14 protein-coding genes are annotated in these 13940 nt (G+C 69.9%); 9 read left to right on the plus strand and 5 right to left on the minus strand.

Going from position 1 to position 13940, the window contains the following annotated elements; translation table 11 throughout:
• Positions 1-6 precede the first annotated feature (6 nt).
• Positions 7-795 (plus strand): class I SAM-dependent methyltransferase, encoded by a 789-nt coding sequence (locus tag BWI15_RS05470; protein ID WP_077013180.1) that lies wholly within the window; start codon positions 7-9, stop codon positions 793-795.
• Between the two features lie 130 nt (positions 796-925).
• Entirely contained in the window at positions 926-1201 is a 276-nt protein-coding gene (locus BWI15_RS05475) for a YciI family protein (protein ID WP_077013181.1), read from the plus strand.
• Here the strand turns inward: BWI15_RS05475 and BWI15_RS05480 are convergent.
• Positions 1198-2418 carry a hypothetical protein gene (locus BWI15_RS05480; protein ID WP_077013182.1) on the minus strand — a complete coding sequence of 407 codons (1221 nt, stop codon included), beginning with the start codon at positions 2416-2418 and terminating at the stop codon, positions 1198-1200. The genes BWI15_RS05475 and BWI15_RS05480 overlap by 4 nt on opposite strands.
• Before the next feature lie 155 nt (positions 2419-2573).
• Between BWI15_RS05480 and BWI15_RS05485 the strand changes: the two genes are divergently transcribed.
• Complete coding sequence (locus BWI15_RS05485; protein ID WP_077013282.1) at positions 2574-4100, plus strand: helix-turn-helix domain-containing protein; 1527 nt, start codon at positions 2574-2576, stop codon at positions 4098-4100.
• Here the strand turns inward: BWI15_RS05485 and BWI15_RS05490 are convergent.
• Positions 4065-4964 carry an alpha/beta hydrolase gene (locus tag BWI15_RS05490; protein WP_083750569.1) on the minus strand — a complete coding sequence of 300 codons (900 nt, stop codon included), beginning with the start codon at positions 4962-4964 and terminating at the stop codon, positions 4065-4067. The two genes, BWI15_RS05485 and BWI15_RS05490, sit on opposite strands and share 36 nt — an antisense overlap.
• The gene (locus tag BWI15_RS05495; RefSeq protein ID WP_077013183.1) at positions 4964-5539 is read right to left on the minus strand and encodes a TIGR03086 family metal-binding protein; all 576 of its coding nucleotides are present in this window, start codon (positions 5537-5539) and stop codon (positions 4964-4966) included. The genes BWI15_RS05490 and BWI15_RS05495 overlap by 1 nt, the downstream gene beginning before the upstream one ends.
• Positions 5540-5648: 109 nt before the next feature.
• On the opposite strand from BWI15_RS05495, the gene BWI15_RS05500 reads away from it, so the two are divergent.
• Positions 5649-6284, plus strand: coding sequence for a TetR/AcrR family transcriptional regulator (locus BWI15_RS05500; protein ID WP_077013184.1), 636 nt, complete (start codon positions 5649-5651; stop codon positions 6282-6284).
• On the opposite strand, the gene BWI15_RS05505 is transcribed toward BWI15_RS05500, so the two are convergent.
• Together BWI15_RS05505 and BWI15_RS05510 are read right to left on the minus strand one after the other, a co-directional pair.
• Positions 6249-7523 (minus strand): MFS transporter, encoded by a 1275-nt coding sequence (locus tag BWI15_RS05505; protein WP_077013185.1) that lies wholly within the window; start codon positions 7521-7523, stop codon positions 6249-6251. The genes BWI15_RS05500 and BWI15_RS05505 overlap by 36 nt on opposite strands.
• Positions 7520-8104: a winged helix-turn-helix domain-containing protein gene (locus tag BWI15_RS05510; RefSeq protein ID WP_077013186.1), complete on the minus strand. Its 585-nt coding sequence runs from the start codon at positions 8102-8104 to the stop codon at positions 7520-7522. The genes BWI15_RS05505 and BWI15_RS05510 overlap by 4 nt, the downstream gene beginning before the upstream one ends.
• 73 nt (positions 8105-8177) lie before the next feature.
• Here BWI15_RS05510 and BWI15_RS05515 point away from each other — a divergent pair, with 73 nt between their 5' ends.
• From BWI15_RS05515 to dnaG, 5 genes are all read left to right on the plus strand, one after another.
• Positions 8178-8789, plus strand: coding sequence for a dihydrofolate reductase family protein (locus tag BWI15_RS05515; RefSeq protein ID WP_077013187.1), 612 nt, complete (start codon positions 8178-8180; stop codon positions 8787-8789).
• Between the two features lie 46 nt (positions 8790-8835).
• Positions 8836-9237, plus strand: a complete 402-nt coding sequence (locus BWI15_RS05520) for a hypothetical protein (RefSeq protein WP_077013188.1) — start codon at positions 8836-8838, stop codon at positions 9235-9237.
• A gap of 42 nt (positions 9238-9279) precedes the next feature.
• Complete coding sequence (locus BWI15_RS05525; protein WP_077013283.1) at positions 9280-10509, plus strand: deoxyguanosinetriphosphate triphosphohydrolase; 1230 nt, start codon at positions 9280-9282, stop codon at positions 10507-10509.
• Positions 10510-10573: 64 nt separating this feature from the next.
• Entirely contained in the window at positions 10574-11815 is a 1242-nt protein-coding gene (locus tag BWI15_RS05530) for an NAD(P)/FAD-dependent oxidoreductase (protein WP_077013189.1), read from the plus strand.
• Positions 11816-11980: 165 nt separating this feature from the next.
• Positions 11981-13885, plus strand: a complete 1905-nt coding sequence (gene dnaG / locus BWI15_RS05535; RefSeq protein ID WP_077013190.1) for a DNA primase — start codon at positions 11981-11983, stop codon at positions 13883-13885.
• The last annotated feature ends 55 nt before the right edge of the window (positions 13886-13940 follow it).

Consider the following 13940-nt stretch of genomic DNA (forward strand, 5'->3'; position numbering starts at 1 on the left):
GCTCGCATGGGGCGGGAGCTGCGAACGACGTTCGGGGAAGACGCGGAGTTGTACGACCGCGTGCGGCCGGGCTACCCGAGTCGCCTGTACGACGAGCTCGCGCGGCTGCTCGGGCCCGTCGCGCGGCCGCGCGTGCTGGAGATCGGGTGCGGGACCGGCCAGGCGACCGCGCCGATGGTCCAGCGGGGCTGGTCGGTCAAGGCCGTCGAGCTGAGTCCGGATCTCGGCAGGATCGCCCGCGACAAGCTGCCCGAGCTCGAGGTGATCACCGCGGACTTCGACACCTGGCGGCTGCCGGCCGAGCGGTTCGACCTGGTGCTGTCGGCGACGGCGTGGCACTGGCTCGACCCGGCGACGCGGGTGGACAAAGCGGCTGACGCGCTGCGGCCGGGTGGACTGCTCGCGGTGGTGGCCACGCACCATGTCGCGGGTGGCAGCGAGCAGTTCTGGGTCGACGTCCAGGACTGCTACCGGCGCTTCACCGATGGCGCGGACGAGGCCGGGTTGCCGCCGGGGGACTCGGTTCCGGGCGAGGAGGACGAGCTGGCGGCGTCGGGCCGATTCGAGCCGGCAGTGGTGCGGCGGTTCGAGTGGGAGGTCACGTACACGACCTCCGAATACCTCGAGCTGTTGTCGTCGTACTCGGGTCATCGGGCCTTGACAGCGCAGGCGCGTGACGGTCTGTACAACTGTATTCAGGCCCTGGCCGACGCCACCGGCGGTTCGGTCACGAAGCGTTACATGACTCTACTGACTGCAGCAATTCGTCCTGACCAACCCCTTGCGCCGGCCTGATCCGGCAGTCCAAGATGGCCGGGCGGGAAGGGCATCACACGTCGACTTTCGGGTTCGACTCGAACCAGCCGCTGTGGCGGCTCGTGACTCCCTTCCCGCACCAAATCCCTTTTTCTTATAGGGTTTCGGCATGGCCCTCTTCGCTGTGCAGCTGAGCTTCGACGTCGACAACCCCGAGCCCCGGATGCAGGTCCGCCCGGCGCACCGCGACTACCTGACCTCGCTCAAGGAGGCGGGCAAACTGGTCGCGGCCGGGCCGTTCGCGGACGAGTCCGGCGCCCTGCTGCTCTACGACGTCGCCGACGAGGCCGAGCTCCGCGACATCCTCGCGAAGGATCCGTACACCCCGGCCGGCGTGTACGAGCTGGTCACCCTCAAGGAGTGGAACCAGATCTTCAAGCCCTAGGCCTCCGCGCCTTCCAGGTCCAGGTGGTCGACGTACGCCCAGAACCAGCTGAGCGGTCCGAGCACCAGCTCCGGCTCGCCGCCCTCGTCCTCGATGAACAGCAGCGTGCCCTGGCCGCTCTTGATGTCCTCGAGCACGGCGCCGCAGACCTCCAGCGCGGCCTCGAACGGGACCAGCTCCGGCCCGCTCTCCCAGTGCGGCTTCGGTAACGGCAGCACCGGTGCGTCCTCGGTGCCGTCCAGGTCGACCGAGACCTGCTGCAGCAGCTCGTACAGGTCGTAGGAGATCAGCCCGGCCAGCGGGTGCCCGTCGACTCCGACCAGGTACGGGTCGTCGGCGCCGTCGCGGAAGCTGTCGCGGACCTGCGGCAGCGCCGCGGCCAGGTCGTCGATCTCCAGGTACGGCGCTTCCTGCAGTTCTTCGTCGTTGTCGGCCGTCAGCCCGCTGCGCATCTCGTCGAACTGGTGCAGCAGCCCGGACAGCTCCTCGTGCGCGCCGCCGTTCGGGGCCTTCTGGGCCCGCTCCTCCAGGTCGCGCAGGTGCTCGACCAGGTCGTCCTCGAAGTGCAGGTCGTAGCGCGGCAGGCCCGGTTCGCGGCCGGCGTTGATCTGGGCGACGATCTGGGTCGAGATCGGCCCGAGCCGCTCGGCCAGCACCTCCAGCGGCGTGGTCGGCTTGTCCTCGTCGTCGTGCGCGCAGGAGTCGTCCTCGGTCTTGCCGCCGCCCTCCATCGCCAGCAGTACGGCGAACGCCGGGAACGCGATCAGCGCGGCGGTCGCGAGCATGCCGTCGCCGATGAGCATCAGCGGGTTGCCGCCGGCCTCGGTCCGGCGCAGGTGGTCGGGCAGCAGCACCGCGGCCTGCTCGACGTTCACCTGGCTGGCCAGCGAGCTGAGCCCGTGGTCGGTGTCGACGCCGAGCAGCTCGACCAGCGTCTCGGAGCTCATGTCGAAGTTCGACCGCAAGTAGTAGCGCAGCCAGCCGGCGTCCACCGGGTTGCCGAGCAGCTCGGCGATCCGGGCCCGGAAGTCGGCCAGGTCGGCGATCGCCAGCACGACCAGCACCGGCTGGTCGCCGTCGCCGATCACCAGCGGGCGGGTGTCGCCGTTCTGGAAGCCGTCGATCACCTGGGCCAGACCCTCGGCGGCTGCGTCCAGAGGCCAGGACTCGGCCTCGAACTCGGTCACACCGGCGGCGGTGCTGACGTCGTCGGGCATCTGCTGGTCCTCTCCGATGGCGGCGGCGGGGTGGCGCTAACTGTAGGGGGCACCGGTTCCAGCCGGGTGGGCCGGTCGGTGCGTCGTGACATCGGCTACGCTCTCAACGGCGGGTCGGCGAGGTGGTATCTCACATGTGAGATATGGTCCGGCGCATGACTGTTGACTACCTGAGCCGGATCGGCAACCTGATCCGGGACGCCCGTAAGCACCGCGGCTGGACGCAGACCCAGCTCGCCGACGTGCTCGGCACCAGCCAAAGTGCCGTGAACCGGATCGAAAAGGGTCATCAGAACCTCACTCTCGAGATGCTCGCCCGGATCGGCGAGGCACTCGACTCCGAAATTGTCTCTCTCGGTGGCGGTCCGGTCCACCTTCGCGTGGCCGGTGGACGGCAGCTGTCCGGATCGATCGACGTCAAGTCCAGCAAGAACGCCGGCGTCGCGCTGCTGTGCGCCAGCCTGCTGAACAAGGGCCGGACCACGCTGCGCAAGGTGGCCCGGATCGAGGAGGTCAACCGGCTGCTCGAGGTACTGAACTCGATCGGCGTCCGGACCACCTGGCTGAACGACGCCGGCGACCTGGAGATCGTGCCGCCGGAGCACCTGAACCTGGCCGGGATGGACGCCGAGGCGGCCCGGCGGACCCGCAGCATCATCATGTTCCTCGGCCCGCTGCTGCACCGCGAGGACACCTTCGCGCTGCCGTACGCCGGGGGCTGCGACCTCGGCACCCGGACCGTCGAACCGCACATGTCGGCGCTGCGCCCGTTCGGGCTGGAGATCAAGGCGACCGCGGGGGAGTACCACGCGGTGGTGAACCGGGCGATCACGCCGGGCAAGCCGATCGTGCTGACCGAGCGCGGCGACACGGTGACCGAGAACGCGATCATGGCCGCCGCCCGGCACGACGGCGTCACCGTGATCCGCAACGCCTCGTCCAACTACATGGTGCAGGACCTGTGCTTCTACCTCGACCTGCTCGGGGTGAGGATCGACGGCGTCGGCTCGACCACGCTGACCGTGCACGGCCGCGCGGAGATCGACGTCGACGTCGACTACGCGCCCTCGGAGGACCCGATCGAGGCGATGAGCCTGCTCACCGCCGCGATCGTCACCGGCTCGGAGATCACCATCCGGCGCGCGCCGGTGGAGTTCCTGGAGATCGAGCTGGCGCTGCTGGAGGAGATGGGCCTGGACTACAGCCGCTCCGACGAGTACCTGGCCGAGAACGGCCGGACCCGGCTGGTCGACCTGACCACCCGGCCGTCCACGCTGCACGCGCCGATCGACAAGATCCACCCGATGCCGTTCCCGGGGCTGAACATCGACAACCTGCCGTTCTTCGCGGTGATCGCGGCGACGGCGACCGGCCAGACGCTGATCCACGACTGGGTCTACGAGAACCGCGCGATCTACCTGACCGACCTGAACAAGCTCGGCGGCCGGGTCAAGCTGCTCGACCCGCACCGGGTGATGGTCGAGGGACCGACGCACTTCTCCGGCGCCGAGATCATGTGCCCGCCGGCCCTGCGCCCGGCCGTGGTCACGCTGATCGCGATGATGGCCGCCAAGGGCACGTCGGTGCTGCGCTCGGTCTACGTGATCAACCGCGGCTACGAGGACCTGGCCACCCGGCTGAACTCGCTAGGCGCCCAGATCGAGACGTTCCGCGACATCTGACCCCTCAGTCGCGTCCGAAGAACCGTGGCCTGGAGCGCTCGGTTCTTCGGACGCTGTGAGGAAGGTGATGGCCTCGGCGACGACCGTGGGGTCGACCATGATCCGGCGGTGGCCGAGGCCGTTCGTCTGGCGGAACCGCGCCTTCGGCCCGTACGACGCCAGCAGCACCGGCGCCTGGGCCGGGTCGACCACGTCGTCCTCGTCGTTGTGGATCGACAGCAGCTCGGACCTGCCGGGCACGATCGAGAACTTCGTCCAGATCTCCGGATCGCCCGCGAACAGCTTGCGCTCGACCTGCCGGCGCAACGCCTGGTTGGTCCGCGCGCCGAGCCCGAGCGCCCGGCAGAACGCGTCGGCCAGGTAGCTGAACTCGGCGAAGCCGCTGATCACGACGACGCGCTCGGCGGTCAGCTTGTCGTCGCGCAGCGCGTAGAGCACGAACGGCACACCCATCGAGTGCGCGATCACGCCTTCGAAGGCGCCGTACCGGGAGCCGAGGCGCTGGATGATCCGCTCGTGGTCGAGGATCGTGCCGGCCCGGCCGGGGGTGTCGCCGTGGCCCGGCGCGTCGTACGAGACCGGGCTGTAGCCGAGCTCGACCAGCCGCTCGACGAAGGCGGCGAACCGGGACGCGCGCGACCGCCAGCCGTGCACGAGCAGAACGGGCTTTGTGCCGTCGCCCCACGCGTACGTCACCACTCCGTCGACCACTTCGACCCGCGCTGCCGCGTGCACGGCCTGCTCGGTGGCACGGACCTTGCCGCGTCGCAACGGACGCCGCCACAGCTCGAACGCCAACCGCCCGGCCGCCTGGGGTGAGAGTGCTTCGATCATCCGCAGTCCCGCACCCACAGCTCGGGTCATCACAGCGTTCCTCCCCATCGAGGATCTCTTCCGGTCAGACCGAGGAATCGGTCCGATGCCGTTCCGTTCGTCGCCACCGTTGGCGCGAAGGCGCTGCCGGGTGGCCGGTCGGTCGGGATCTGTTCGGCGTACGGGATCGCCGCCTCCGCCAGGTGGGGCGGGATCGGATCGTCGAGCCCGATTGCCCGCGCGATGTCCCAGCTGTGCGCGAGGTAGTCGACGAAGTGCATCGCGATCGCCGTCCGCGCCGGGAACACGCCGAACTCGCGGACCTCCACCGGCGCGTCCAGGTCGGCGATCCGGAACGCGCCGGTCACCAGGTTCACCGACTCGGCGAACGACTCCAGCGCGGTCTCCGCACGGCCGGGCCGCCAGATCTCACGGTTGATCGCACCGGGCGGATTGATCACGTTGGCGGCGAATCCCCGATTCTCCGCCACCTGGTGGGCGAGCAACTCACCGAGCGACCAGTCCGTGCAGGGAGTGGGCAGCTCGAGCTGGTCGGGGCGGACCTGGGCCACCACCGCCAGGCAGACGGCCGCGGCCGCTTCGTCCAGAGCTCTGGGGTCGGTCACATTCTCCTCGATCCGCTGTAAACTATACGAACGATCGTATTATTAGTTCATCAGAGCTCGGGCGTCAACGGCAATAGGATCGCCGCACGCTCGAAGGGAGAGGGTGACGATGGAGACGACCCGCGTCGACGGTCGCCTGGTCCGTGGTGACCAGACCCGCCGTGCCGTGCTGCGCCGGGCGGTCGACATCGCGTCGGTCGACGGGCTCGAAGGGCTGTCGATCGGCCGGCTCGCCAAGGACCTGGAGATCAGCAAGAGCGGGTTGTTCGCCCACTTCGGCTCCAAGGAGGAGCTGCAGCTCGCCACCATTCGCGCCGCCCGCCGGATCTACGCCGAAGCGGTGGTCGAGCCCGCTTTCGCCGTACCGCCTGGCCTGGCGCGGGTCTGGACGCTGAGTGAGAGCTGGCTCGACTACTCGCGGCGGCGGGTCTTTCCGGGTGGCTGCTTCTTCGCCAAGACCTCGCACGAGTTCGGCGCGCGGCCCGGCGTCGTACGGGACTATCTGGCCGAGGTCAACGCGGAGTGGATGGCGCTGATCGAGCAGACCCTTGCCGAGGCGGTCGAGCTGGGGGAGCTGACCGGCGATCCGGCGCCGCTGGCCTTCGAGCTCAATGCCTTCTACGACTCGGCCAACCTCGCGTCCCTGCTCCGCGACGACCACGACACGATCTACGGCCAGGCTCGGCTGTCGATCCGCAGCCGACTGGAATCAGCTGCTCCGGCTGGGACTGCCCGGCCCTGGTGACACCTCCTGCCGGCGTTCGGGGAGATCTCGGCGGCGGCGGATGGGGGAGCAGAACAGGACGAGACCCGCGAGGGGGATGCCCGCGGTGGTGATCCAGAGGGCCGGGGTGAGGCCGAGCAGTTCGCCGAGCGTGCCGCCGAGCAGGGCGCCGATGGGGATCGTGCCGTAGTTGACGAACGACGACGTCGCGGTGAGGCGGCCGAGCAGGTCCGGTGGGCAGTAGGCCTGGTAGAAGGTGGCTTTGACGACGTTCCCGGCGACGACGCCGACGCCGATGCAGAACGCGCCGGCCAGGTAGAACCATGGGCTCACCGTGCTCAAGGGGATGAGCAACGCGAACGTCGGCAGGCCGAGTTCGGCGATCAGGATGGCTCGGGCGGTGCCGAACCGGCGCATCAGACGCCGGGCCGCGAAGGCACCGGCGATGCCGCCGCTGCCCGAGGCGGCGATCAGGGCGCCGACGGTGCCGGCGCTGAGGCCGACCTCGCGGACGAGGAACACGACCGCGATCGACTGGTAGCCCATCAGGGCGAGGTTCGAGACGGCACCGAAGATCGTGAGCGTGCGCAGCCAGACGTCGCGCGCGACCAGGCGCAGGCCGTCGACGATCTCGACGGCGATCGTGGGACGGGCTGGCGCTTGGCGGGCCGGCGTACGGGGTGGTTCGCGGTGGTGGATCGCTGCGAGGCAGGCGAGGGCGACGAGGAAGGTGGCGGCGTCGACGAGCAGACCGTTGACCGGTCCGGCCAGCTGGATGATCAGCCCGCCGCAGCCGGCACCGGCGATCTGTGCGGCCGAGGCGCTGCCGTGGAGCTTGGCGTTGCCCTCGGCATGGTCTGCGGGGGCGATCAGCGTCGGAAGGTAAGCGGTGTAGGCGGTTTGGAAGAGCACGGCCGCGACGCCGGTCAGGGCGACGGCGGCCAGAAGGAGGTGCACCGTGAGAATTCCGGTGGCCGACATCAGCGGGACCGAAGCGATCAGCGCGAACGACGCCGCCGCGGCGGCGAGCATGATCGGGCGGCGGGGGAGCCGGTCGACCCAGGCGCCGACCGGGAGGCCGATCACCAGCCAGGGGAGCCAGGCGAAGGCGGTGAGCAGGCCGACCTGAAAGGTAGTTGCGTCGAGCAACGAGATGGCGACCAGGGGGATGGCGACGCCGGAGACCGCGGTGCCGAACCTGCTCGTGGTCTCGCCGGCCCAGAGCAGGCGGAAGTCGCGGTGGCGCCGGAGCAGGTTCATGCGCGGTCGGCGTTGTCGGCCTCGGTGGCTGCGGCTGGCTCGGGGGTTCTCGGGAAAGACTGGAGTTGGACGATCACCGGCTTCGCGTCCTGGCCGGGCTCGACCTTCGTGTAGCGGTCGATCACGGCGGCGATCTCGTCGTTCAGGGCGGTGAGCTGGTCGGGGCTGAGGCGCAGGTCGCGCCAGTCCGACAGGGCTGCCGCGTGCTGCCACTCGCCGGGCCAGTTCTGGTCGACGTACGCCTGCACTCGCGCGTAGTACCGCTGGACGAGGTGCTGCAGATAGACGCGCAGCGCCCCGCTGGTCTCGGGGTCGTCGCGGAATTCCGCCGGATCCAGCACCGTCGGCTCCGGCGGCACTCTCCACCACCGCTCGCGCTTGGTGCCGCGCTCGGTGTCCTCCTCGATGTAGCCGTGTTCGGCGAGCAGCCGCAGGTGCCAGCTGATCGTGCCGGTGTTCTCGCCGAGGCGCTGCGCGAGCGTGCTGGACGTGGCCGGACCATCTAGCTCCAGCGCCTCGAGCATGGTCATTCGCAGTGGGTGGGCCAGGCCGCGCAAACTCCGGGCGGTGATTCTTCGCATGATGCAGAGAATACTCTGCAGAGAGTTCTCTGTAAATGCGAAAGTGTCGGTTGCGGCCTCTAGCGTCTGGGGTATGCGGCCACATGTGGTGGGTCATCTGGCGGTCTCCGTCGACGGCGTGACGGCCGGGTTCGACGTCGACCTGGCGCGGTTCTACGCGATGGCGACGCTGTGGCAGGAGGACGTCACGCTTGTCGGCGCGGACACGATCCTCGCGCAGGAAGCAGCGCTGCGTTCGGCTCCGTTGCCCGGCCCGCGCGAGGCCGGCCCGTTGCTCGCCGTCGTCGACAGTCGGAGGCGCGTCCGCGAGTGGGATCGCCTGCGTGACGTCGGCCACTGGTCCGACGTGCTCGCCCTGTACGCCGACCAGACGCCGGCCCGGCCGCCGGACAGCCGGACGCGCGAGTTGATCACCGGCTACGACCGGGTGGATCTGGACGATGCACTTCAGCAGCTCGGCAAGTCCTACGACGCGCGAGTGGTTCGCGTCGACACGGGCGGCACGCTGCTCGGCGTACTGCTCGAGCTCGGGCTGGTCGACGAGCTGAGTCTGCTCGTGCACCCGGTGGTGGTCGGTTCGGGCCCGCGCTGGCAGGGCGGTTTCACCGGTCGTCTCGACCTCGGACTGGCCAATGTGGAGGTGTTCGAAGGCGGCGTCGTGTGGCTTCGGTACTGCACCTTGTAGAAACCGGGTACGGTGTACGGAGTTGCATCGACGTGAGGAGTTCCGAATGCCTGGATACGTGCCGACCGCGGACGACGTCGCGAGCGTGCTGGCCTGGTTCGACACCTACGACGCGCTGGCCGCGGCGCGTGACTACGAGGCGATGGCCGACGTCGCCGTCTTCCCGCTGAACGAGGTCACCGACGACGGCAAGGGCAACGCGTCGGCGACCCAGACCGATCGCGCGGCGTACGTGGCCCAGATGGCGCAGGTGATGGGCGGCGCCGACGACGTGAAGCTGGAGACCACCCGGACGCCGCACTTCCTGTCGGACTCGCTGGTCTTCGTGATCAGCGACGGCACGATGACGTACCAGGGTGAGACGACGCCGATCCGGTACGGCGACCTGCTGCTCAAGACCGGCGGGGAGTGGAAGTTTCAGACGATGGTGCAGGGCGGTTGGGGCTGATGTTCACCTGAACGTCGGTGGCGGCCGGTAGTTTGAGGGATGATGAGGAAGCAGTCCGAGGGCTACGACGAGCACGACGCCGAGCGGTGGGTGCCTGAGCCGGTCAAACGGCCCGGGCGGACGGCGTTCGCCCGGGACCGGGCGCGCGTGCTGCACAGCGCCGGTCTTCGCCGCCTGGCGGCCAAGACCCAGGTGGCGACGGCCGGCAGCGACGACTTCGTCCGCAACCGGCTGACCCACAGCCTCGAGGTCGCCCAGATCGGCCGCGAGCTGGCCGGCACGCTCGGCTGCGACCCCGACATCGTCGACGCCGCCTGCCTGGCCCACGACCTCGGCCACCCGCCGTTCGGGCACAACGGCGAACGCGCCCTTGACCAGATCGCCGCGGACATCGGCGGGTTCGAGGGCAACGCGCAGACCCTGCGGCTGCTCACCCGGCTGGAGTCCAAGGCCTTCACCGCCGACGGCCGCAGTGCCGGGCTCAACCTGAGCCGCGCGACCCTCGACGCCGCGACCAAGTACCCCTGGCCGCGGCGCGAGGGCGTGCGCAAGTTCGGGGTGTACGACGACGACCTGACCGTCTTCGAGTGGCTCCGCCAGGATCTGGGCGACCAGCGGTGCCTGGAGGCCCAGGTGATGGACTTCGCCGACGACGTCGCGTACTCGGTGCACGACGTCGAGGACGGGATCGTTGCCCATAGCATCGATCTGGACCGGGTCGGCGCCGACCGGGCGCCGTACTGGCAGACCGTGCGGGAGACCTACCTGCCCGACGCCTCCGACGCGCAGCTCGACGAAGCGTGGCAGCGGCTCACCATCCTGCCGTACTGGCCGACCGGCCCGTTCGACGACAGCCGCCGGGCTCTCGGCGGCCTCAAGGACATGACCAGCCAGCTGATCGGCCGGTTCTGCACCGCTGCCGAGCAGGCCACGCATGCTCGGTTCGGCCGGCGCTCCCGCCTGGTCCGGTACGACGCCGACCTGGTCGTGCCCGACGGCACGCGCGCCGAGATCGCGCTGCTCAAGGGCATCGGCATGTGGCACGTGCTGAACTCCCCGGAGCGCCAGCGCCGCCGCGCCGTCCAGCGCGAGCTGCTCACCGAGCTGGTCGAAGCGCTCGTCGACACAGCGCCCGCCCACCTCGACGCGCCGTTCGCGGCTGACTACAAGGCAGCGACTGACGACGCCACGCGGTTGCGGGTGGTGATCGACCAGGTCGCGTCGCTCACCGACCCGTCCGCCCAGGCCTGGCACGCCGCGCTCACGAACTGACCCGGCGGGAGCGTCCGCGACGACGGGCCGACCGCCCGCGTCGGACAAGGTCTAATCTCGTGGCATGACGGATGCACAGCGGATCGTGATCGTCGGAGCGAGCTTGGCCGGGGCCTCGGCGGCGGAGACTCTGCGGTCGGAAGGCTTCACCGGAGAGCTCGTCCTGATCGGCAGTGAGACCGAGTTGCCGTACGAGCGACCGCCGTTGTCCAAGGGAGTGCTGCTCGGCAAGGACGAGCCCGTCTCGGCGCAACTGCACGACCAGCAATGGTACGACGACCACTCGATCAACCTCCGGCTCGGCACCACCGTGACCGCGCTCGACACCGCCGCCAAGACCGTCACGACCGACGACGGCCAGGCCACGCCGTACGACGAACTGCTGATCGCGACCGGCTCGCGCGTCCGTCGCCTCGACGTACCGGGCGGTGACCTGTCCGGTATCCATTACTTGCGCACCGCGGCCGACTCTCAGGCCCTCACCGACGCGTACGCCGCGAAGCCGCGGGTGGTCGTCGTCGGCGCGGGATGGATCGGGCTGGAGTCCGCCGCGGCGGCGCGGGAACGCGGCTGCGAGGTGACGGTGATCGAGCCGCAGTCCACCGCGCTCGCGTCGGTGCTGGGGGAGCAGGTCGGGGAGTTGTTCGCCGAGCTGCACCGGCAGCACGGCGTCCGGCTGCTGTTCGGGACCGGCGTCGAGGGCTTCGAGGGCAGCGACAAGGTGACCGGCGTGCGTACGTCGTCCGGCGAGGTGGTTCCGGCCGACCTCGTGGTGGTCGGCGTCGGCGTCCAGCCGAACATCGAACTCGCCGCCGAGGCCGGGATCGAGGTCGCGTCGCGGGAGAACGGCTCGGGCATCGTCACCGGGCCGGACCTGAAGACCTCGGCGCCCGGGGTCTTCGCGGCCGGTGACGTGGTCCGCTGGGAGCACCCGCTGCTCGGGCGGCCGGTCCGCGTCGAGCACTGGTCGAACGCGAAGGACAGCGGCGCCACGGCCGCGAAGGCGATGCTCGGCCAGGACGTCGCGCACGACGCGATCCCGTTCTTCTTCACCGACCAGTACGACCTGGGTATGGAGTACGCCGGTGACGTTCCGCGCGGTACGTCGTACCAGGTGGTGCTGCGCGGCGACCCGGCCTCCGGCGCCTATCTCGCGTTCTGGCTGGACGACGACCGGCACGTGCTGGCCGGGATGCACGTCAACACCTGGGGTGCGATCGACGGCATCCAGGACCTCATCCGCTCGGGCCGGACGGTCGACGTGGACAAGCTCGCCGACCCGTCGGTCGAGCTCGGCGAGGTCTGACCAAGGACTGACCCGGCTCGGCGGGTGCGGGCCCCTGCCGGGCCGGGTCGGGTACGCCGGGGGCCGTGTCGGCCGAGCCGGTGCTCGAGTGGTCGCGGGCCGGTCGGGCAAGCCGGTGCTCGGGCGGGGCAGCGGGCGGCTACGGCGCCCCCGTAGACTCGCCGCGTGGCAGGCAGGATCAAGGACGAGGACATCGCGCTGGTGCGCGAGCGGGCGCGGATCGACGAGATCGTCGGCTCGTACGTGACCTTGAAGAACGCCGGTGGTGGATCGCTGAAGGGGCTGTGCCCGTTCCACGACGAGAAGTCGCCGTCGTTCAACGTGACTCCGGCCCGGGGGTTCTTCTACTGCTTCGGCTGCCAAGAGGGCGGCGACGTGATCGACTTCATCCAGAAGATCGACCAGATCAGCTTCCATGAGGCGGTCGAGACGCTGGCCGCCAAGGTCGGCATCCAGCTGCGCTACGACGAATCCGGCGCGCCGATGCCGAAGTCGCAGAGCAACCAGCGGCCGCGCCTGGTCGAGGCGCACAAAGTGGCGGCCGAGTTCTACTCCGAGCTGCTGTTCGGTGCGCCCGAGGCGACGCTCGGGCGGCAGTTCCTGGACAAGCGCGGCTTCGACCGCGACGCCGCGGCGCACTTCGGGGTCGGGTTCTCGCCGCGCGGTGGCGAGCAGTTGGTCGCGCATCTGCGCGGCCGGGGCTTCAGCAACGCCGAACTGGTCGCGTCCGGGCTGTGTGCCGAGGGTGCGCGCGGGCTGTACGACCGGTTCCGCGGGCGGCTGATGTGGCCGATCCGCGACGCCAGCTCCGACGTCATCGGCTTCGGCGCGCGCCGGCTGTTCGACGACGACAAGATCGAGGCCAAGTACCTGAACACGCCGGAGACGGTGATCTACAAGAAGTCCAAGGTCCTGTACGGCGTGGACCTGGCCCGGCGGGAGATCGCGAAGGGCAAGCAGGCGGTTGTCGTCGAGGGCTACACCGACGTGATGGCCTGCCATCTGGCCGGCGTACAGACCGCGGTGGCGACGTGCGGTACGTCGTTCGGCGAGGACCACGCGCGGGTGCTGCGGCAGTTGCTGCTCGACCACGACCAGTTCCGTGGCGAGGTGATCTTCACCTTCGACGGCGACTCGGCCGGCCAGCGCGCCGCGGTCAAGGCGTTCGAGGGTGACCAGGCGTTCGCGGCGCAGACGTACGTAGCGGTCGAGCCAGACGGGCTGGACCCGTGCGACCTGCGCCTGCAGAAGGGCGACGCGGCGGTCCGCGAGCTGATCGGCCGGCGGGTGCCGCTGTACCGGTTCGTGCTGACCGACCGGCTGTCGAAGTACGACCTCGACCGCGCCGACACCCGGATCGACGCCCTGCGCGACGCCGCACACCTGGTGGTGAGCATCCGGGACCGGTCGAAGGTCGACGCCTTCACCCGCGAACTCGCCGGCCTGCTCGGGATGGAGGTCGACCAGGTTCGCGCCGAGGTCCACCGCGCCGCCTCACGCCCGACGCCGGCTCGCGGCGGCGCGCCCGATCGCAGCCCGGTCGTCGTACAGACCGAGGCGCCACCGCCTCCCCGCCAGAATTTGCCGTCCCCCCGCGAGCCGCGCTTCCTGATGGAATGGGACGTTCTGAAGCTCGCAATGCAGTACCCAGCCCTGGTCGGCGCCGCCTTCGACGAACTCGACGACCACGACTTCACCCACCCCTGGCTCGCCGCCGTCCGCGCCGCAATGGCCAAGCTCGGCGGCCCGACCCAGGCGGCCCCCGGCGAAGCCTGGGTCGTCGCCGTCCGCGATGCTATGGGCAACGACCCGGCCGCCGCGGTCGTCTCAGCCTTGGCCGTGGAGGGCCTGCGCCTCGGCCGTGACCCCGACGAACGCTTCGCCCGGGCCCATGTGGCGAGGTTGCAGGAGCTCACCTGTCTGCGGCGGATCGCGGACCTCAAGTCGAAGCTCCAGCGCACGAATCCGATCGACAAGGCGGATGAGTACAACCGGATGTTCGGCGAGCTGATCGCGTTGGAGCAGTACCGGACCGAGCTGAGGGAACAGGCGATCTCCGGGGCGTTGTAGGTCGGGCTTGGCTGGTGGGCCTCTTCGGGGGTCTTCGGGCGGACATCGGCCGCCG

It is taken from the genome of Kribbella sp. ALI-6-A, from assembly GCF_001984195.1.
GTDB lineage: Bacteria > Actinomycetota > Actinomycetes > Propionibacteriales > Kribbellaceae > Kribbella.

What these genes read in the sequence shown, in the direction of transcription:
- BWI15_RS05470 (WP_077013180.1), top strand. Translation starts at nt 7, where the DNA reads ATGGGGCGGGAGCTGCGAACGACGTTCGGGGAAGACGCGGAGTTGTAC.
- BWI15_RS05475 (WP_077013181.1), top strand. Translation starts at nt 926, where the DNA reads ATGGCCCTCTTCGCTGTGCAGCTGAGCTTCGACGTCGACAACCCCGAG.
- BWI15_RS05480 (WP_077013182.1), bottom strand. Translation starts at nt 2,418, where the DNA reads ATGCCCGACGACGTCAGCACCGCCGCCGGTGTGACCGAGTTCGAGGCC.
- BWI15_RS05485 (WP_077013282.1), top strand. Translation starts at nt 2,574, where the DNA reads ATGACTGTTGACTACCTGAGCCGGATCGGCAACCTGATCCGGGACGCC.
- BWI15_RS05490 (WP_083750569.1), bottom strand. Translation starts at nt 4,964, where the DNA reads ATGACCCGAGCTGTGGGTGCGGGACTGCGGATGATCGAAGCACTCTCA.
- BWI15_RS05500 (WP_077013184.1), top strand. Translation starts at nt 5,649, where the DNA reads ATGGAGACGACCCGCGTCGACGGTCGCCTGGTCCGTGGTGACCAGACC.
- BWI15_RS05505 (WP_077013185.1), bottom strand. Translation starts at nt 7,523, where the DNA reads ATGAACCTGCTCCGGCGCCACCGCGACTTCCGCCTGCTCTGGGCCGGC.
- BWI15_RS05510 (WP_077013186.1), bottom strand. Translation starts at nt 8,104, where the DNA reads ATGCGAAGAATCACCGCCCGGAGTTTGCGCGGCCTGGCCCACCCACTG.
- BWI15_RS05515 (WP_077013187.1), top strand. Translation starts at nt 8,178, where the DNA reads ATGCGGCCACATGTGGTGGGTCATCTGGCGGTCTCCGTCGACGGCGTG.
- BWI15_RS05520 (WP_077013188.1), top strand. Translation starts at nt 8,836, where the DNA reads ATGCCTGGATACGTGCCGACCGCGGACGACGTCGCGAGCGTGCTGGCC.
- BWI15_RS05525 (WP_077013283.1), top strand. Translation starts at nt 9,280, where the DNA reads ATGAGGAAGCAGTCCGAGGGCTACGACGAGCACGACGCCGAGCGGTGG.
- BWI15_RS05530 (WP_077013189.1), top strand. Translation starts at nt 10,574, where the DNA reads ATGACGGATGCACAGCGGATCGTGATCGTCGGAGCGAGCTTGGCCGGG.